This is a genomic window from Paraburkholderia sp. MM5482-R2, from assembly GCF_050436125.1.
Lineage (GTDB): Bacteria > Pseudomonadota > Gammaproteobacteria > Burkholderiales > Burkholderiaceae > Paraburkholderia > Paraburkholderia tuberum.
On sequence record NZ_JBNDLP010000002.1, the window covers coordinates 3,375,886 to 3,393,927 of the forward strand.

The window sequence follows — 18,042 nt, forward strand, 5'->3', positions numbered from 1 at the left end:
TAAAAAACGCCACGCAACGTTCAGTTGCGTGGCGTTTTCGTTTGATACGGGGCTGCGTTGGAACGCGCCGTGCGGCTTACTGCCCCGCGATCGTCATCCGCTCGATCAGCACCGAGCCGGTCTGCTTGGTGCCGCGCGTGATCGTATCCGCGCCGATCGCGACGATATGGCGGAACATCTCCTGCAGCGTGCTCGCGACCGTGATTTCCTCGACCGGATACTGGATCTTGCCGTTCTCGACCCAGAAACCCGACGCGCCGCGCGAGTAGTCGCCGGTCACGTAATTGACGCCCTGCCCCATCAGCTCGGTCAGCAGCAGACCCGTGCCGAGCTTCTTCAGCATCGCCTCGAAGTCGTCCTCGGGGCGCGTGTTCGAACTGAGCAGCGACAGGTTGTGCGAGCCGCCCGCGTTGCCGGTGGTCTTCATGCCGAGCTTGCGCGCCGAGTAGGTGGACAGGAAATAGCCCTCGACGACGCCGTCCTTCACGACCGAGCGCTGGCGCGTGCGCACGCCTTCCTCGTCGAACGGCGCGCTGCCCATCGCGCGCGCGACGTGCGGGTCTTCGACCACCTGCACGTGCGGCGCGAACACCGGCTTGCCGAGGCTGTCGACCAGAAACGAAGTCTTGCGATACAGCGCGCCGCCGCTCGTCGCCTGCACGAATGCGCCGAGCAGGCCCGCCGCGAGCGGCGCCTCGAACAGCACCGGCACCTTGCGCGTGTCGAGGCCGCGCGCGCCGATGCGCGCGAGCGCGCGCTGCGCCGCGTAACGACCGACCGCTTCGGGATCGGCGAGTTCGTCGGCGCTGCGCGTCGACGTGTACCAGTCGTCGCGCTGCATGTTGCGGCCGCTGCCGGCGATCGGCGCGCACGCGACGTAGTGGCGCGAATACGGATAGCCGGAGAGGAAGCCGCGCGAGGTCGCCAGCACGAACTGCGAGTGCTGTGCCGACACGCTCGCGCCTTCCGAGTTCTTGATCTGCGGATCGGTCGCGAACGCGGCGTCTTCGGCGCGGCGCGCGATTTCGACCGCTTCGTCGGCGGACAGATTCCACGGGTGGTACAGATCGAGGTCGCGCGGCGCGGTTTCGAGCAGCTCCGCTTCGGCGAGGCCCGCGCAATTGTCTTCGGCGGTGAAGCGCGCGATGTTGTAGGCGGCCGCGACCGTGTCCTTCAATGCCTGCGGCGAGAAGTCCGAGGTGCTCGCGTTACCGCGTTTGTTGCCGATGAACACCGTCACGCCGACCATCTTGTCGCGGTTGTGCTCGATCGTCTCGACTTCGCCGCGCCGTACCGAGACGGACAGGCCGTCGCCTTCGGAGATTTCGGTCGCGGCGTCGGTGCCGCCGAGCGCCTTCGCGTGACGAAGGATGTCCGAGGCGATTTCCTTCAGCTCATCCTGGGTATGCGGAAAAAAGCGCTGCTTGACGTCCATGTCTGCTGCCATTGTGGTTGCCGTCCTGTTGGGGCCGCGCGGCCCTGGGTATGCACACCGTATTCGGGGCAGGCGCGCGGGTGCGGGATAGATGCATCCCGCGATCATAGCAAGGTACGCGCCGCCGCGGGTCGGGCCGGCGCGGCAAGTTACAATACCGGCATGACACGCAAAACCCGCATTCAACCGATCGAATCCGTCGTCACGGAAGTCGACGAAAACGGCTACGATCGTCCGAGCAAGTCCCAGGTCAAACGCGAAATGCAGGCGTTGCAGGATCTGGGCTTGGAACTCGTCGCGCTGCCGAAAGACGCGCTCAAGCGCATGCCGATGCCCGAAAAGCTCGACGAAGCCGTGCGCGAAGCGCGCCGCATCACCGACCACGAAGGCAAGCGCCGCCAGATCCAGTACGTCGGCCGCGTGATGCGCTCGCTGCTCGACACCGAAACCGCCGCGCTGCGCACCGCGCTCGACACCTACAAGGGCATCAACAAGTCGGAGACGGCGAAGCTCCATTGGATCGAGCGCACCCGCGAAAAGCTGCTGGCCGACGACGCCGCGCTGACCGAGTTCATCCGCCGGCACCCGAGCGCCGACCCGCAGCAGGGCCGCACGCTGATCCGCAACGCGCGCAAGGAAGCGGAGCAGAGCAAGCCGCCGCGCTACTTCCGCGAGTTGTTCCAGTGGATCAAGAGCGCGGCCGGCACCGACGACGAAGCGCAAGACGCGCACGACCCCAACCTCGCCGCGGAAGACGACGATGACGACCGCGACGCCTGATCAACGTAAGCAACGTCAGCACCCCGACGAAATCGTGATCGGCCTCGTGTCGATCAGCGACCGCGCGTCGACGGGCGTGTACGAGGACAAGGGCATTCCGGCGTTGCAGGAGTGGCTCGGCGCGGCCTTGAGCTCGCCATGGCAGGTGGTCACGCGGCTGATCGCCGACGACGCGCCGACCATCTCGGCGACGCTGATCGAGCTGGTCGACGAAGTGGGCTGCGATCTGGTGCTGACGACCGGGGGCACCGGACCGTCGCGCCGCGACGTGACGCCCGAGGCGACGCTCGCTGTCGCGACCAGGGAGATGCCCGGCTTCGGCGAGCAGATGCGGCAGATCAGCCTGAATTTCGTGCCGACCGCGATCCTGTCGCGCCAGGTCGCGGTGATCCGCGAAACCGAACGACACGCCGCGCTGATCATCAACTTGCCCGGCCAGCCGAAATCCATCAGGGAAACGCTGGAAGGCCTGCGCGATGACGGCATGGTCAAGGTGCCAGGGATTTTCGCGGCGGTGCCGTACTGCATCGACCTGATCGGCGGCCCTTACGTAGAAACGAACGTCGACGTGGTCAAGGCGTTCCGGCCGAAAAGCGCGCAACGCGCGCCGCGGCAAGACTGAGGTTCGAGGTTCGGGGCCTGCCCGTGCAGGCCCGCGCTTTACTGAGCGCTCGCGGCGGCGTCCGGCGCCGACGGCACGAGGAAATGCTCGCGGTAGTACTTCAGCTCGTCGATCGACTCGTGGATATCGGCCAGCGCCGTGTGCATCGCGCGCTTCTGGAAGCCCTTGTAGATGACCGGCTGCCAGCGCCGGCACAGCTCCTTCAGCGTACTCACGTCGAGGTTGCGGTAGTGGAAGAAGCTCTCCAGATCCGGCATCCAGCGCGCCATGAAGCGGCGGTCCTGGCAGATCGAGTTGCCGCACATCGGCGACTTGCCCGGCGGCACGTACTGGCCGAGGAACTCGCGGATCTGTGCGGTCGCGTCGGCCTCGCTGACCGTCGACGCCTTCACGCGATCGATCAGCCCCGAGCGGCCATGCGTGTTCTGGTTCCACGCGTCCATCTTCGCGAGCGTTTCATCGCTCTGATGAATCGCGAGCACCGGACCTTCGACCATCCTGTCGAGCGTCGAATTCGTCACCACCACCGCGATCTCGATGATGCGGTCGGTGTCGGGCTCGAGCCCGGTCATTTCCATGTCCAGCCAGACGAGATTCATGTCGCAGCGCACGAGCGGCGGCTGTTCGGTGGATGCGAGGATGTCAGTCATGAAGGCAACCCTGAGGGCCGCGCGGCGGGCTTCGCTGGAAACCCGCGCGGCGCGGCATGTGTTCGTTTGAAATCGATTCGCGCGGTTCGAGCCGGGCCGGCCGCGCCAAAGCGCCGCCCTGAACTGCTACGCCGGAGCTCGTGCGTTGAACCGTCGCTTTAAACCGTATCTCCGCCGCGAGGCGGGAAGAAACATATAATTCTCGCATAGATACCACGGAATCCCCGGATGCCTACCCTGTACTTCACCGCCCTGTTCGTCGTCGCCGTCGTCGCGATGGTCGGCACCAAACTCTGGCTCGCGTCGCGGCAGATCCGCTTCGTCGTCGCGCATCGCGAACAGGTGCCGAGCCAGTTCGCGAACACCATCGCGCTCACCGCGCATCAGCGCGCGGCCGACTACACGGTCGAGCGCACGCGGCTCGCGATGGTCGAGATCGTCGTCGGCGCGGCCGTGCTGATCTGGCTCACGCTGCTCGGCGGCGTGCAATTGCTCGATCTCGCGATCTCCGACTGGCTCGGCCGCGGCTACGTCGGTCAGATCGCGCTGGTAGCCGCTGTGATCGCGATCACGAGCGCGATCGACCTGCCGTTCGATTACTACCGGCAGTTCGTCGTCGAGCAACGCTTCGGCTTCAATCGCATGAGCAAAAGCCTGTTCTTTTTCGACCGTCTGAAGGGCGCGCTGCTCGGCATCGCGTTCGGCCTGCCGTTGTTGTTCGTCGTGCTGTGGCTGATGAACCGCGCGGGCAACCTGTGGTGGCTGTGGGCATGGGTCGTGTGGGTCGCGTTCCAGATGTTCGGCCTGCTGATTTTCCCGACCTTCATCGCGCCGCTCTTCAACAAGTTCGAGCCGCTGAAGGATGAAGCGCTCGTGACCCGCATCGAGGCGCTGATGAAGCGCTGCGGCTTTGCCGCGAAGGGCCTGTTCGTGATGGACGGCAGCCGCCGTTCGGCACACGGCAACGCGTACTTCACCGGCTTCGGCGCGAGCAAGCGCATCGTGTTTTTCGACACGCTGCTCGCGCGCCTGTCGGGCCGCGAGATCGAAGCGGTGCTCGCGCACGAGCTCGGCCACTTCAAGCGTCGTCACGTGATGAAGCGCATGCTGGTGACGTTCGCGATCAGCCTCGCGATGCTCGCGCTGCTCGGCTGGCTGACGCAATGCGTGTGGTTCTACGAAGGGCTCGGCGTGCGGCCGTCGCTCGTAGGCGGCAATAGCGGACTCGCGCTCGTGCTGTTCTTCCTCGCGCTGCCCGTGTTCATGTTCTTCGTCACGCCGCTTGGCAGTCTCAGCTCGCGCAAGCACGAGTTCGAAGCCGACGCGTTCGCGGCGACGCAAACCGACGCGCACGATCTCGTCAACGCCCTCGTCAAGCTGTACGAGGACAACGCGTCGACGCTGACGCCCGATCCGATCTACACCGCGTTCTACTATTCGCATCCGCCGGCCTCGCAGCGGATCGACCGACTGCTGCAGCACGCATGAGCGGCCGCGCTCCGAAGAAGGCGTCGCGCGGCGCGTCGGCCACCGCATCCGGCATGTACGGCGTGCGCACGGGCGGCCTCGTGGTGGCCGCGCACGGCCGCCACTATCTGGTCGCTCCTGAAGACGGCGGCGCGTTGCTGCAATGTTTCCCACGCGGCAAGCGCAGCGAGGTCGCGGTCGGCGATCGCGTGATCTATGAGCCGACCTCGGCGGATCAAGGCGTGATCGTCGAGATCGGCGAGCGGCGCAATCTGCTGTATCGCTCGGATCAGTACAAGTCGAAGCTGTTCGCCGCGAACCTCGACCAGTTGCTGATCGTGCTCGCCACCGAGCCGCATTTCAGCGAGGATCTGCTCGGCCGCGCGCTCGTCGCCGCCGAGGCGAACGAATTGAAGCCGCTGATCGTGCTGAACAAGATCGACGTCACCGATGCTCTGGACGGCGCGCGCAAGCGGCTCGAGCCGTATCGCGCTCTCGGCTATCCGGTGCTCGAAGCGTCGATCCGGATGCAGCCCGAGGCGGCACGCGCCACGCTGACCGAACATCTGCATGGTCACGCGACGCTGCTGCTCGGCCAGTCCGGCATGGGCAAATCGACACTCGTGAACCTGCTGATTCCCGATGCCGAAGTCGCGACGCGCGAGATCTCGACCGCGCTGAACAGCGGGCGCCATACCACGACGTTCACGCGTCTTTATCCGCTGCAACGGTCGGAGGGCACGACCGGCGTGAATGGCGTCAACGGCGCGGCCGGCGCGCTGATCGACTCGCCGGGCTTTCAGGAATTCGGCCTGCATCACCTGACCGAAGGCCGGCTCGAACGCGCGTTCCCCGAGTTCCGGCCGCTGCTGCCAAACTGCCGTTTCTATAACTGCCATCATTTGCACGAGCCTGGCTGCGCGATCCTCGAAGCCGTCGCCGACGGGCGTATCCGCCGCGAACGGCATGCGCTTTATGCGCAGCTCGTGCACGAGGCGAGCCAGATTGTCCGCTGACATGAAACTGATGCGCGCGCCGAACCTGATCATCGGACAGCATTGGGTCAACGTGCTGGAGACCGCGGGCATCGCTTGCGAGCTGCACAACCGCTATCTGAACGGTGCGCTCGGCGAGATTCCGGCCGACCAGTGCGCGCCGGAGTTGTGGCTCGTCGATGAACGCGATGAGGCGATCGCGCGGCGGCTGATCGAAGCGGCCTCGCGAGGACCGGCACCGGGCGCGCCTCCATGGCAATGTCAGCAGTGCGGCGAGGTGCTCGAGGCGCAGTTCACCGTGTGCTGGCAATGCGGGACCGTGCGCGATCCGTTGAAGGGGTGAAGCGGAGTCGGGAATTGAAGAAGCCGGGCATTGCCCGGCTTCTTCTTGTGCTGCGCGCGTGGCCTCGCCGCTTCAGGCGAGCCACACCGCGATGGTCAGCATCAACAGCAGGATCATCCACAGTACGACTGCACGCCACACCAGCCCCACTGCCGATTGCAGCGTGCGCGGCGTGCAGTCGTCGCCGACCTGCATCGGACCGCCGTCGCCGGTGGCGAGCGCGTCGAGGCTCGACGGCTCCGCGAGTGGCCCGGCCAGGCGCGCGCCGAGCGCCCCGCTGCCCGCGGCGAGCAACACGCCGTCGTTCGTATCGGGCCACTGCCGCGCATGATTGCGCCACGCGTAAATCGCATCCTCGAAATTGCCGACGATCGCAAAGCCCAGCGACGTCAGCCGCGCCGGCACCCAGTCGATCACGAAGAACGCGCGCTGCGCGAAGCTCGAAAACGCGACGGTGCGGTCGTCGGCCGGCCGCGCCCATGCGCGCGCGAGATATTCCGCGCAACGGTACAGCACCGCGCCAGCGGGACCGGCCGGAATCAGGAACCAGAAGAACACGCCGAACACATGACGATGCGACGCGACCACCGCGTGGATCAGCGTGTGACGCACGATCTCGCTGACCGGCATGTCGACGGTCTCGAGCCCCGTCCATTCGTTGAGAATTTCGCGCGCGCGTGGCACGTCGTCGTTGTTCAACGCGAGATGGATGTCGGTGAAGTAATGGCTGAACTGCCGGAAGCCGAGCGTGAAGTACAGCACCACGACGTTCCACAGGAACGCGAGCATGAAGTGAATGTGATACAGCACGTAGTAGACGAGCGCGACCGCGAGCGTCCAGGGCACCACCACGACGAGCCACGCGAGCAGACCGTGACGTTGCTTGCCAGCATCGAATCCGTGCGCCGCCGACTCCGCATGGTATTGAAGCAACGCGGACAACGGATTGTTCGGCGACAGCGCGCGTACCTGTTCAATGATCAGAGCCAGCAATACGGAGAAAAAAGTCATGCGATGCGCCGTGCTTTTTAAGTTTTTTACGATTGTTTTATAACGATAGCACAGGGTCGGATGAGTCTGAACGCGGACGCTGACAAAGCGCCGACAAGTGCGTCGTTCGCGCAACTGTGCATCGTCGACGCGGCGATGCGAGTCACGTAATTTATGCGGCGAGGAACCGATACAGGTTGCGCAGCATCGCCGCCGTCGCGCCCCAGATGAAATGATGGCCGCCTTGCACGGCTGCTGGCGTGACCGTCTGCGCGTGTTGCGCGCCGCGCTGCTCGGCGGCCTCCGGAGCCGCCGTCAATTCGCCGCGCGGATACGGCATCGCGAAGAAGCGGCGCTCTCCGCCCTCGTAGCGGAACAGGCGCTCTTCGTGGTTGGACGGGTCCATCAGGAACGCGAGCGGCACTTCGAAGACCTCGGCCACTTCGAGCGTATCGATCTCCAGCGAGAACGGCGGGTGCACAAGAGCGACGACCGGCGACACGCGAAAGCCGGTGCCAGTGAGATAGTCGGGCAACGCGCCGAGAACTTCGACGCGCGACGCGTCGAGGCCCACCTCTTCGCGCGCTTCGCGCAGAGCCGTAGCAGTCGCATCAGCGTCGAACGGTTCCTGGCGGCCGCCGGGAAAACTCACCTGACCGGCGTGATCGTTCAGATGGTCCGCGCGCTGCGTGAGCAACACGGTAAGACCATGCGCGCGCACGACGAGCGGCACCAGCACCGCGGCCACGCGCGGATCGAGGTCGGTATTGCGCCACGGCGCATCGGCAATTTTCTCGGGTGTCCAGGCAAGCTGCCGATCAAAGCGCGCCCGCAGTGCATCGGGCGTCAGACGCTCGCGCGCGACCGGTGGCAGATCGGCGCCTGTCGCGATGACAGGCAGAGTTTCGGGCTCAAAGACGGGGCGGATCAACGGGTCTCTCTGATGAGCGTGGACATGCCGCTATTTTGACCTGGCCAACAAAAAAGCACCCGCGAGGGGTGCTTTTTCTTACAGCATTTACGCTTGGGAAGCAGCGCGGTCTTTCGAGACCAGCTTTTCCTTGATTCGAGCCGACTTGCCCGAACGCTCGCGCAGATAGTACAGCTTCGCACGACGCACATCGCCGCGACGCTTGACGACGATGCTAGCCAGCAGCGGCGAATACGTCTGGAACGTACGCTCGACGCCTTCGCCCGACGAAATCTTACGGACGATGAACGACGAATTCAGACCACGGTTACGCTTGGCGATCACGACGCCTTCGTAAGCCTGCACACGCTTACGCGTGCCTTCAACCACGTTCACGCTTACGATGACCGTATCGCCCGGACCAAAATCCGGAATGGTCTTTTCGCCGAGAACGCGCGCGATTTCTTCCTGCTCGAGTTTTGCAATCAGATTCATCACTGACTCCTAGATCCATCTTGTCGGCGTTCGTACCTGCCTCACGCGCTTACTGCGTTCGGCTACGGCCCCGATAGAGGATGGGTTCACATCTGGTACCGCACACGCATGCACGGCACCGCCTTGTGTCCGCTCGAAAGACCGGGGCCTCAGGCCTTCGGCTCTTCCTTCGCGAGACTCGCGAGCCACGCCTCGTCGGCACGGCTCAGCATTCTGTTCTTTCTGGCCTTCACGATCAGATCGGGCCGCTTGTTCAACGTGTTGCGCAATGCTTCGCGCCGCCGCCACGCTTCGATTTCCGCATGATGGCCGCCGAGCAGCACATCAGGCACCCGCACGCCCTCGTATTCCTCGGGACGCGTGTAGTGCGGACAATCGAGCAGCACATCGACGAAGCTATCCTGCACCGCCGACTGTGAGTCGTTCAGCACGCCAGGCAACTGACGCACGACCGCATCCATCAACGCCATCGCGGGCAACTCGCCGCCCGACAGCACGAAGTCGCCAAGGCTTACTTCTTCGTCGACTACACGGTCCAGCAGACGCTGGTCGATCGCTTCGTAACGCCCGCACAACACGATCAGACCGGGTTCGGCCGCGAACTTCATCACGCGCTCGTGATTCAGTGTGGCGCCTTGCGGCGACATCATCACGACGCGCGCCGCGCCGATGCCCTGCTCCGACTGCGCCGCTTTCGCGGCACTGATCGCGTCTTCGAGCGGCCGGGCCAGCATAACCATGCCGGGGCCGCCGCCGTATGGGCGATCGTCGATCGTGCGGTAGTTGTCGGTCGTGAAATCGCGCGGATTCCACGTACGCAACCCATAGCGCTGCTGCTTCGCGGCCCGGCTGGTGATACCCCAGTCAGTCAGCGCGCGGAACATTTCTGGAAAGAGCGTCACGACATCGAACTGCATCGCTCTCCCCGCTCAACGATAGATTTCAATAGTCAGCTTCCCAGTCGACGACGATATGCTTTGCCGCCTGGTCCACCGTTTTGACAAAGACGCCGACGAACGGGATCAAACGCTCGCCTGCGACCGGCTTGCCGTTTTTGTCGGTCGCCGGATATTCGATGCGCAGCACCGACTGCGCGCCGTTGTCGATCATGCTGGCGACTTTGCCGAGGTTGAGCCCGGCGAGATTCACCACGTCCAGGCCGATCAGATCGACCCAGTAGAATTCGTCGGCTTCGAGCGCCGGAAATTCGCTACGGCCGATGTATACGCGGGAACCGCGCAAAGCCAACGCCGTATCGCGGTCAGCGACGCCACCCAGACGGGCGACCACGCTGTCGCTATGTGTTTTGGCCTGCAAGGACGGCGCCGATTTGCGCTCCTGGCCTTTCACCAGCCACCAGCGTTTCGCGCTCAGCAAGACGTCGCCGCCTTGCCCGGCATCCGCATGCGCGGCTACCTTGACCCAGCCTTTGAGACCATAGGCGTCGACGATTGCGCCGACTTCGACCGCATCGGCCGGCCAGCTTGCCGCCGTTTCGATGCGCATTTCTGCCGCTTCGAAATCGGCGTTCGCGGCATTGGCTTGCGCCTCTTTCGCCTTGCCGTCGGTTCGTTCGACCGGCTTGCGGACGAATGCACCGAACGACGCCTGACCAGACGCCTTTGCGCGCGAAGCTGCCTTGACGCTACCAGAACTGCCGGAATCACGCTCAGACATCGAATAACCTCGACAACAACTTCGCAGCCTGCTTTGGCGTCTGCTTCAGTAAAACAAATTGCGCATCGGACTGCTCACGCGAGTTGCGCGAGCCGCCGGCCGAACCGACGACGATACGCCTGCGGGCCGCCATATCAAGCAGCCGGCTGCGCCTTTTGCGCTTCCTTCACGAGACGTTCGACGGTCGGCGACAGTTGCGCGCCAACACCTTGCCAGTACGTCAGGCGATCCTGAGCGATACGCAGGGACTCGCCCTTCGTAGCGACCGGGTTGTAGAAACCGACGCGCTCGATGAAGCGGCCGTCACGACGGCTGCGCGAGTCGGTGGCGACGATGTTGTAGAACGGGCGCTTCTTGGAGCCGCCGCGAGCCAAGCGGATGATGACCATACTAGAATCCTTGAAAACCGGGGTTCGGAACGACTGAAACACGCGATTATAGCGGGAAACCGACGCCATAACAAACACTTACCGGGATAAACTGCGGAACCGGGCTGCACCCACCTTCTACAAGAGGTGCGAGAACCCGTTCAAACGCCCGAATTACCTGAAGGAGCGCCTGTGCAACGCCAGCCGAAACTCCCGTTTCCGTTCGCCTTTTGTGCCTTTTTCGTACGCTTTGCTGGACTTTCGCGCACCTCGTGCAGCCGGATTCTACGTGCGGTAGCGGCCGCGGTTATCGCCGCGCAGGCGTTGACGGCAATCGCCGCGCTGCCCATCGAGAAAATCAAGCTGCCGCCGGGCTTTCACATCGAAGTGTTGTCGGACGAGGTGCCGAGCGCGCGCGCGATGACGTTGTCGCCCAAGGGCATTCTCTACGTGGGCAGCGACGATGGCCATGTGTATGCGCTCGAGCTGCGGAACGGCCGCGTGACGGGTCACCACGTGATCGCGTCCGGGCTGCAGATGCCCGCTGGCGTCGCGTGGCGCGACGGCGCGCTGTATGTGTCGGCCGTGTCGAAAATCGTGCGCTTCGATGCGATCGACTCGCACCTGAACGATCCGCCGAAACCGGTCGTTGTCACCGACAAGCTGCCGACGGACACGCATCACGGCTGGAAATTCATCGCGTTCGGCCCGGATGGCAAGCTGTACGTGCCGCAAGGCGCGCCGTGCAACATTTGCCAGAGAGATCCGGACCGCTTTGCGATGATTGGCCGCATGAACCCGGACGGCAGCCACTACGAGGTCGTCGCGCGCGGCATCCGCAATTCGGTCGGCTTCGCGTGGCATCCGGTCACCCACGAACTGTGGTTCACCGACAACGGTCGCGACCTGCTCGGCGACGATATTCCGAGCGACAAGCTCAACCGCGCGCCGCATGTCGGCATGAACTTCGGCTTTCCGTACTGTCACGGCGGCGACACGCCCGACCCCGAGTTCGGTAAGGATCATCCGTGCAGCGAATTCACGCCGCCAGTGGTCAAGCTTGGCGCGCACGTGGCGGCGCTTGGCATGCGCTTCTACGACGGCCCGATGTTTCCAGCCGACTACCGCAACAATATCTTCATCGCCGAGCACGGCTCGTGGAACCGCAGCAAGAAGGTCGGCTACCGCGTCGTGCGCGTGATCACCGACCCTGACGGCAGCCACGCACGCCAGCAGGTCTTTGCCGAAGGCTGGCTGCAACCCGGCGAATCGGTCTGGGGCCGCCCCGCCGACGTGTTGCCGCTGCCAGACGGTTCGCTACTGATCAGCGACGATACCGCCGGCGCAATCTATCGCATCACGTATTCAGCGCCGTAACGCGCGGATGCACGCATGCCCGGCTGAACTCACCCTGAGCCAGGTCCGGCGCATCTCGCCGCCCCGCTTTCAGCCTGGGCGATCGTCCTCCACGTGACCACCCGCGCGCCGCAGGCGTAGAATGCGCGTCGGTCCGCGCCCCCCGCGGCGCGCCGCTCCTTTCGACCGCCCGTCACTCTGCCCACGCGTTCATGCCCACCGCTGCCTCGACTTCCCCGCGCTTCAGATCCAAGACGCTCACCGCCGCGTTGGCGTTCCTGTTCGGCAGCCTCGGCGCCCACCGCTTCTATCTGTATGGCACCCGAGACATCTACGGCTGGGCGCATCTACTCGGCACGCTGATCGGCATTCCCGGCGTGATGCTGCTGGTCGCGACCGAGCGCGCGTCGATCCTGGGCTGGGTGCTCGCGCCGATCGGCGCGGTTTCGCTGTTTGCCGCGTTTCTGGCGGCGCTCGTCTACGGGCTGCGTCCTGATCAGAAATGGGATGCGCAATTCAACACCCACACGCAACGCAAAAGCCGCTCCGGCTGGACGGTCATTTTCGTCGTGATCTTTTCGCTGCTGATCGGTGCGTTTCTGCTGATGACCGGTCTCGCGCTCGCGTTCCAGACCTACTTCGAAAGTCAGGTCGAAGCGGCCAAAGCGATTTCGCAGTAATGCCCCCGTGGCGGGACCCGCAGACGTTCCTGCGCGCTAGAAAAGCCTCAGTTGCGGATTGTCGCGCGCCGGTGCGCTCACCTGTTCGGCGCGCGGCGGCTCGATCCGGCGGAAATGCGACATGTCGAGAATGCCGCGGTCGCGCCCGTTCAACCCTAACCGGCGCACGGCCTTGTGAAAGCGCTGCCTGAGCAGATCCGCCCATAAGCCCTCTCCCTTCATGCGGGTCGAGAACGAAGAATCGTAATCCTTGCCGCCTCGCATGTCGCGCACACGGCTCATCACGCGCTCGGCCCGATCCGGGAAATGTGCGCCCAGCCAATCCTTGAACAGCGGCGCGACCTCCCACGGCAGCCGCAGCACGATATAGCTCGCATTGCTGGCGCCCGCTTCGGCGCATGCTTCGAGCACGCGCTCCATATCCGGTTCGGTGACGAACGGGATCACCGGCGCGATGCTGACGCCGACCGGAATGCCCGCCTCGCTGAGCGTACGGATCGTGCGCAGCCGGCGCGACGGCGTGGCCGCGCGCGGTTCGAGCGTGCGCGCGATGTCTGCGTCCAGCGTGGTGATGGTGATCGCCGCCATGAATTGCCCGCGCCCGGCCATCGGCGCAAGCAGGTCGATGTCGCGCTCGATCAGCGATGATTTGGTGATCGCCGCGAACGGGTGGTTGCGCTCGCTGAGCACCTCGATCACACGACGCGTAAGACGCAAGTCACGTTCGGCCGGCTGCCATGCATCGGTGGCGACGCCGAGCGCGATCGGCTCGGGTACATAGGACTTCTTCGACAGTTCCCGCTCGAGCAGTTCGGGCGCGTTGATCTTCGCGTAGATGCGGCTTTCGAAATCGAGCCCGGGCGACAAGCCCAGGTAGCTGTGCGTGGGCCGCGCGAAGCAATAGATGCAGCCGTGTTCGCAGCCCCGGTAAGGATTCAGCGACACATTGAACGGAATGTCCGGCGACGCATTGCGTGTGAGGATGGTTTTTGCGCGCTCCTCGAACACCTGCGTGCGCAGGACCTTCGGCTCCCCGTCTTCGTCGGCCGTCTGCCAGCCGTCGTGGACGGCTTCGCGCTGGTCGACTTCGTAGCGGCCTTGCAGGTTCGTGACCGCGCCGCGCCCCTTGCGAGGCGCCGGCGGCGCGATCGGAAATTCGGGAATGTCAGGGGTGTCGGGGTCATCCACGGCGGGCCACGCAAAGCAAACACAAACGGGAAGCGCCAAAGGAAAGCGGCGCAAAATACCTGTATAAATATACAGTATTTACGCCGTTTGTCGAGCACTTCGTTGGTCGCTTGATGCTTGTCCAACCCCGTCAGTGAACCGGCACCTACTCGCCCACCGCGATCGTCAGCGTCTCCTTGATTTCCTCCATCACCACATAGCTCTTCGACTGCACCGCGCCCGGCAGCTGCAGCAGGATATCGCCGAGCAACTTGCGGTAATCGGCCATTTCGCCGATGCGCGCCTTGATCAGATAGTCGAAATCGCCCGACACGAGGTGGCACTCGAGCACCTCGGGGATCTTCTGCACCTCGCGCCGGAACAGATCGAACATGTTGCCACTCTTGTGATCGAGCGTGATCTCGACGAACACGAGCAGCGCCGCGCCCAGCTCGGCCGGGTTCACGCGGGCGTAGTAGCCGGTGATCACGCCGTCGCGCTCCATCCGCTTGACGCGCTCGATGCACGGCGTCACCGACAGACCGACCTGCTCCGCCAGGTCCTTCATCGCCATACGGCCGTCCTGCTGCAGGAGCCGCAGGATCTTGTGATCGAGCTTGTCGAGAGCCCGCACGGGCTGGCGCTGGGTACGCATGGTGTTTTTTCTAAAAATGATGAAAATACAATAACAAAACCTGTCTCACAGTTAATAGTATAGCGGTTAACACTGGGCAAACGGCATTTCACCTCACATTGCAGCTCGTCGAATCGAATCAGATCGAAGCTCCGACGAGCGCCTTGCCTTCACTCAATTTTTGGATATCTGGAGCAGCTATGCGAGTCGTCGTTTTGGGCAGTGGCGTCGTCGGCGTGACGAGTGCGTATTACCTCGCGCGCGCCGGTCACGAAGTGACCGTTATCGATCGCGAGGCCGGCCCGGCGCTCGAAACCAGTTTCGCCAACGCGGGCCAGATCTCGCCGGGCTACGCTTCGCCGTGGGCCGCCCCGGGCGTGCCGCTGAAGGCCGTCAAGTGGATGTTCCAGAAGCACGCGCCGCTAGCGATTCGCGTCGACGGCACCGCGTTCCAACTGCAATGGATGTGGCAGATGCTGCAGAACTGCACGGCGCCGCGCTATGCGGTGAACAAGGGCCGTATGGTGCGGCTGGCAGAATACAGCCGCGACTGCCTGCAGGCGTTGCGCGCCGACACCGGCATCGAGTACGAAGGCCGCACCGGCGGCACGCTGCAGGTATTTCGCACGCAACAGCAGTTCGACGGCGCCGCGAAAGACATCGCCGTGCTGCAGGAAGCCAACGTGCCATACGAACTGCTGACGGCCGACGAACTCGCCAAGGCCGAACCAGCCCTCGCCGCGGTGTCGCACAAGCTCACCGGCGGCCTGCGCCTGCCCGGCGACGAAACCGGCGACTGCCAGATGTTCACGACGCGCCTCGCGGCGCTCGCCGAGGAACTGGGCGTCAAGTTCCGCTACAACACGTCGATCGACGCGCTCGCGATGGCGGGCGGCCGCATCGCCGGCGTGCAGTGCGGCAGCGAACTCGTGCGCGCGGATTCGTTCGTGGTCGCGCTCGGCTCGTATTCGACGCGCTTCCTCGATGGCATAGTGAAGATTCCGGTCTATCCGCTGAAGGGCTATTCGATCACCGCGCCGATCGTCGACGCGGCTGCCGCGCCGGTGTCGACCGTGCTCGATGAGACCTACAAGATCGCGATCACGCGCTTCGACGACCGAATTCGCGTCGGCGGGATGGCCGAGATCGTCGGCTTCGACAAATCGCTGCGCCAGGCGCGCCGCGAGACGCTCGAGCTTTCTGTGAATGACCTGTTCCCGGGCGGCGGCGACACGTCGAAGGCGACGTTCTGGAGCGGTCTGCGGCCGATGACGCCGGACGGCACGCCGATCGTCGGCCGCACGCCGGTGCCGAACCTGTTCCTGAACACCGGCCACGGCACGCTTGGCTGGACGATGTCGTGCGGCTCGGGCCAACTGCTCGCCGACTTGATGTCGGGCAAGCAGCCCGCGATTCGCGCGGACGATCTGTCGGTGCATCGCTATCTCGGCGAGACCGCGGGCGAGCATCGGCCGGCGTATGCGTGAGTTTGAGTGCGTGCGCTGACGCGGCCCTGGCCGCGGCGCAGGCCGCAACAAACAGCAGCCGGACAAACAAACGGCGCCTCGCGGGGCGCCGTTTGCATTTCAATGTGCTGCCGCGATCGCGGCCGGCATCGAGGCATGCTCAGAACTGGTCTTCCGACAAAGCCAGCACGCCCTCGCCCCCCTTCGCGCTGACGATCGCCACTTCGAGCGCCGCCGCCTGCGGCAACACGTGCTCGGCGTAGAACCGCGCGGTCGCGATCTTCGCGTCATGAAACGCTCGGTCCTCGTCGCGCTTCGTCGCCGCGGCAAGCTGCGCACGCGCCATCTGCCAGCCGCCCAGCACGATGCCCGCGAGCTTCAGATAGGGCACGCTGCCCGCGAACACCGCATTCGGATCGCCCTTCGCATTGGCGACGACGAAATCGACGACCGCGCCAAGCGCGCGCTGGCCCTGCGCGAGCTGTGTGCGCATCGATGCGAACGCCGCACCCTGCTGCGCGCCAAGCGCTTCAACCGTTTCGGCGACGCCAGCGAGCAGTTCCTTCGCGACCTTGCCGCCGTCGCGCAGCGTCTTGCGACCGATCAGGTCGTTGGCCTGGATCGCGGTCGTGCCTTCGTAAATCGGTAGAATGCGCGCGTCGCGGTAGTACTGGGCAGCGCCGGTTTCCTCGATGAAGCCCATGCCGCCATGCACCTGCACGCCGAGGCTCGTCACGTCGATCGACAGCTCCGTGCTCCAGCCCTTCACGATCGGCACGAGGTATTCGTAGATCGCCTGATGCTTCGCGCGCGTCGCATCGTCCGGATGACGATGCGCGAGATCGCAGTGCGAGGCCGCGACGTAGGCGAGCGCGCGCGACGCCTCGGTGAGGCTGCGCATCGTCGACAGCATGCGGCGCACGTCCGGGTGCTGGATGATCGCGACCGACTGCTTCGCGGAGCCGTCCACGGGACGGCTCTGCACGCGCTCTTTCGCATACGCGACCGCCTTCTGATATGCGCGATCCGAGATCGCGACACCTTGCATGCCGACCGCGAAACGGGCGGCGTTCATCATGATGAACATGTATTCGAGGCCACGATTCTCTTCGCCGATCAGCTGACCGAGCGCGCCGCCGTGATCGCCGAACTGCAGCACCGCGGTCGGGCTCGCCTTGATGCCGAGCTTGTGTTCGATCGATACGCAGTGAACGTCGTTGCGCTCACCGAGCGAACCGTCTTCGTTGACGAGAAACTTCGGCACAAGAAACAGCGAAATGCCTTTCACGCCATCGGGCGCGTTCGGCGTACGTGCGAGCACCAGATGCACGATGTTCTTCGCCATGTCGTGCTCGCCCCACGTGATGAAAATCTTCGTGCCGAACAGCTTGAACGAACCGTCGGCCTGCGGCTCGGCGCGCGTGCGTACGAGCGCGAGATCGGAGCCGGCCTGCGGTTCGGTCAGGTTCATCGTACCGGTCCATTCGCCGGAAATCAGCTTGGGCACATAGGTCTGTTTTTGCGCTTCGCTGCCAGCGGTTAGCAGCGCTTCGATGGCGCCGTCGGTCAGCAACGGACACAGTGCAAAAGAGAGGTTCGACGCATTGAGCATTTCGATGCAAGGCGTCGCGATCAGCTTCGGCAGGCCCTGGCCTTCGTAGTCGAGCGGATGTTGCACGCCCTGCCAACCGCCTTCGGCAAACTGGCGGAAGGCTTCCCTGAAACCCGGCGTCGCAGTGACCACGCCATCCTTCCAGCTGCTCGGATTGCGATCGCCGTCGACGTTCAGCGGCGCGAGCACTTCGCCGCATAGTTTCGCCGACTCGTCGAGCACGGCCCGCGCGGTGTCGAGGTTCGCGTCCTCGAAGCCGGGCAGCTTCGCGATGTCTTCGAGTCCGGCCAGTTCTTTCATCACGAACAGCATGTCCTTGATGGGCGCCGTATAGCTCATTTCGGTTCTCCTCCCTTGCTATGAAAAAAGGGCGCGGGACTTGGTCGGTCCTGCGC

At 64.4% G+C, this 18,042-nt stretch carries 18 protein-coding genes and 1 pseudogene; 8 read left to right on the forward strand and 11 right to left on the reverse strand.

What is annotated here, in order from left to right:
• Positions 1–76 precede the first annotated feature (76 nt).
• Entirely contained in the window at positions 77–1,447 is a 1,371-nt protein-coding gene (gene pmbA, locus OKW37_RS18340; protein ID WP_184061368.1) for a metalloprotease PmbA, read from the reverse strand.
• A gap of 150 nt (positions 1,448–1,597) precedes the next feature.
• Between pmbA and yjgA the strand changes: the two genes are divergently transcribed.
• Together yjgA and mog are read left to right on the forward strand one after the other, a co-directional pair.
• Positions 1,598–2,215, forward strand: a complete 618-nt coding sequence (gene yjgA / locus OKW37_RS18345; RefSeq protein ID WP_187619756.1) for a ribosome biogenesis factor YjgA — start codon at positions 1,598–1,600, stop codon at positions 2,213–2,215.
• The gene (gene mog / locus OKW37_RS18350; protein ID WP_429293661.1) at positions 2,196–2,837 is read left to right on the forward strand and encodes a molybdopterin adenylyltransferase; all 642 of its coding nucleotides are present in this window, start codon (positions 2,196–2,198) and stop codon (positions 2,835–2,837) included. The genes yjgA and mog overlap by 20 nt, the downstream gene beginning before the upstream one ends.
• Positions 2,838–2,875: 38 nt before the next feature.
• On the opposite strand, the gene orn is transcribed toward mog, so the two are convergent.
• The gene (gene orn / locus OKW37_RS18355) at positions 2,876–3,487 is read right to left on the reverse strand and encodes an oligoribonuclease (RefSeq protein WP_429404865.1); all 612 of its coding nucleotides are present in this window, start codon (positions 3,485–3,487) and stop codon (positions 2,876–2,878) included.
• Positions 3,488–3,715: 228 nt separating this feature from the next.
• Here orn and OKW37_RS18360 point away from each other — a divergent pair, with 228 nt between their 5' ends.
• The 3 genes from OKW37_RS18360 to OKW37_RS18370 are packed head-to-tail and all read left to right on the forward strand — an operon-like array spanning position 3,716 to position 6,292.
• Positions 3,716–4,975, forward strand: a complete 1,260-nt coding sequence (locus tag OKW37_RS18360) for a M48 family metallopeptidase (protein ID WP_184061366.1) — start codon at positions 3,716–3,718, stop codon at positions 4,973–4,975.
• Positions 4,972–5,970, forward strand: coding sequence for a ribosome small subunit-dependent GTPase A (rsgA, locus tag OKW37_RS18365; protein WP_429404863.1), 999 nt, complete (start codon positions 4,972–4,974; stop codon positions 5,968–5,970). Before OKW37_RS18360 ends, rsgA begins: the two co-directional genes overlap by 4 nt.
• Before the next feature lies 1 nt (position 5,971).
• Entirely contained in the window at positions 5,972–6,292 is a 321-nt protein-coding gene (locus tag OKW37_RS18370) for a DUF2007 domain-containing protein (RefSeq protein WP_184006321.1), read from the forward strand.
• A 72-nt stretch (positions 6,293–6,364) separates the two neighbouring features.
• Here the strand turns inward: OKW37_RS18370 and OKW37_RS18375 are convergent, their stop codons facing one another.
• The 6 genes from OKW37_RS18375 to rpsP form a co-directional block, all read right to left on the reverse strand.
• Positions 6,365–7,303: a CobD/CbiB family protein gene (locus tag OKW37_RS18375; protein ID WP_187612408.1), complete on the reverse strand. Its 939-nt coding sequence runs from the start codon at positions 7,301–7,303 to the stop codon at positions 6,365–6,367.
• Positions 7,304–7,454: 151 nt separating this feature from the next.
• The gene (locus OKW37_RS18380) at positions 7,455–8,213 is read right to left on the reverse strand and encodes an NUDIX hydrolase (protein WP_429404860.1); all 759 of its coding nucleotides are present in this window, start codon (positions 8,211–8,213) and stop codon (positions 7,455–7,457) included.
• A gap of 87 nt (positions 8,214–8,300) precedes the next feature.
• Positions 8,301–8,687 carry a 50S ribosomal protein L19 gene (rplS, locus tag OKW37_RS18385; protein WP_013090115.1) on the reverse strand — a complete coding sequence of 129 codons (387 nt, stop codon included), beginning with the start codon at positions 8,685–8,687 and terminating at the stop codon, positions 8,301–8,303.
• A 149-nt stretch (positions 8,688–8,836) separates the two neighbouring features.
• Complete coding sequence (gene trmD, locus OKW37_RS18390; protein ID WP_184061362.1) at positions 8,837–9,604, reverse strand: tRNA (guanosine(37)-N1)-methyltransferase TrmD; 768 nt, start codon at positions 9,602–9,604, stop codon at positions 8,837–8,839.
• 25 nt (positions 9,605–9,629) lie between these two features.
• Positions 9,630–10,364: a ribosome maturation factor RimM gene (gene rimM / locus OKW37_RS18395; protein ID WP_184061361.1), complete on the reverse strand. Its 735-nt coding sequence runs from the start codon at positions 10,362–10,364 to the stop codon at positions 9,630–9,632.
• A 134-nt stretch (positions 10,365–10,498) separates the two neighbouring features.
• A complete protein-coding gene (rpsP, locus tag OKW37_RS18400; protein ID WP_013090118.1) occupies positions 10,499–10,753 on the reverse strand; it encodes a 30S ribosomal protein S16 in 255 nt (84 codons plus the stop codon).
• A gap of 261 nt (positions 10,754–11,014) precedes the next feature.
• Here rpsP and OKW37_RS18405 point away from each other — a divergent pair, with 261 nt between their 5' ends.
• Both OKW37_RS18405 and OKW37_RS18410 read left to right on the forward strand, forming a co-directional pair.
• A complete protein-coding gene (locus OKW37_RS18405; protein WP_429357139.1) occupies positions 11,015–12,109 on the forward strand; it encodes a PQQ-dependent sugar dehydrogenase in 1,095 nt (364 codons plus the stop codon).
• A 191-nt stretch (positions 12,110–12,300) separates the two neighbouring features.
• Entirely contained in the window at positions 12,301–12,768 is a 468-nt protein-coding gene (locus OKW37_RS18410) for an NINE protein (protein WP_090801282.1), read from the forward strand.
• A 36-nt stretch (positions 12,769–12,804) separates the two neighbouring features.
• Here the strand turns inward: OKW37_RS18410 and OKW37_RS18415 are convergent, their stop codons facing one another.
• A complete protein-coding gene (locus OKW37_RS18415) occupies positions 12,805–13,956 on the reverse strand; it encodes a PA0069 family radical SAM protein (RefSeq protein WP_184027770.1) in 1,152 nt (383 codons plus the stop codon).
• 145 nt (positions 13,957–14,101) lie between these two features.
• The gene (locus tag OKW37_RS18420; RefSeq protein WP_090801287.1) at positions 14,102–14,590 is read right to left on the reverse strand and encodes an Lrp/AsnC ligand binding domain-containing protein; all 489 of its coding nucleotides are present in this window, start codon (positions 14,588–14,590) and stop codon (positions 14,102–14,104) included.
• 56 nt (positions 14,591–14,646) lie between these two features.
• On the opposite strand from OKW37_RS18420, the pseudogene OKW37_RS18425 reads away from it, so the two are divergent.
• Positions 14,647–16,056 (forward strand): annotated as a pseudogene (locus OKW37_RS18425) (D-amino acid dehydrogenase); the annotation flags it as partial.
• Between the two features lie 139 nt (positions 16,057–16,195).
• On the opposite strand, the gene OKW37_RS18430 reads toward OKW37_RS18425, so the two are convergent.
• Entirely contained in the window at positions 16,196–17,986 is a 1,791-nt protein-coding gene (locus tag OKW37_RS18430) for an acyl-CoA dehydrogenase (RefSeq protein WP_429404858.1), read from the reverse strand.
• Positions 17,987–18,042 lie beyond the last annotated feature (56 nt).

Coding starts and splice junctions, on each gene's coding strand:
- trmD (WP_184061362.1), bottom strand. CDS start 9,604: ATGCAGTTCGATGTCGTGACGCTCTTTCCAGAAATGTTCCGCGCGCTG.
- yjgA (WP_187619756.1), top strand. CDS start 1,598: ATGACACGCAAAACCCGCATTCAACCGATCGAATCCGTCGTCACGGAA.
- rsgA (WP_429404863.1), top strand. CDS start 4,972: ATGAGCGGCCGCGCTCCGAAGAAGGCGTCGCGCGGCGCGTCGGCCACC.
- rimM (WP_184061361.1), bottom strand. CDS start 10,364: ATGTCTGAGCGTGATTCCGGCAGTTCTGGTAGCGTCAAGGCAGCTTCG.
- orn (WP_429404865.1), bottom strand. CDS start 3,487: ATGACTGACATCCTCGCATCCACCGAACAGCCGCCGCTCGTGCGCTGC.
- mog (WP_429293661.1), top strand. CDS start 2,196: ATGACGACCGCGACGCCTGATCAACGTAAGCAACGTCAGCACCCCGAC.
- OKW37_RS18370 (WP_184006321.1), top strand. CDS start 5,972: ATGAAACTGATGCGCGCGCCGAACCTGATCATCGGACAGCATTGGGTC.
- pmbA (WP_184061368.1), bottom strand. CDS start 1,447: ATGGCAGCAGACATGGACGTCAAGCAGCGCTTTTTTCCGCATACCCAG.
- OKW37_RS18375 (WP_187612408.1), bottom strand. CDS start 7,303: ATGACTTTTTTCTCCGTATTGCTGGCTCTGATCATTGAACAGGTACGC.
- OKW37_RS18360 (WP_184061366.1), top strand. CDS start 3,716: ATGCCTACCCTGTACTTCACCGCCCTGTTCGTCGTCGCCGTCGTCGCG.
- OKW37_RS18430 (WP_429404858.1), bottom strand. CDS start 17,986: ATGAGCTATACGGCGCCCATCAAGGACATGCTGTTCGTGATGAAAGAA.
- OKW37_RS18420 (WP_090801287.1), bottom strand. CDS start 14,590: ATGCGTACCCAGCGCCAGCCCGTGCGGGCTCTCGACAAGCTCGATCAC.
- rplS (WP_013090115.1), bottom strand. CDS start 8,687: ATGAATCTGATTGCAAAACTCGAGCAGGAAGAAATCGCGCGCGTTCTC.
- rpsP (WP_013090118.1), bottom strand. CDS start 10,753: ATGGTCATCATCCGCTTGGCTCGCGGCGGCTCCAAGAAGCGCCCGTTC.
- OKW37_RS18410 (WP_090801282.1), top strand. CDS start 12,301: ATGCCCACCGCTGCCTCGACTTCCCCGCGCTTCAGATCCAAGACGCTC.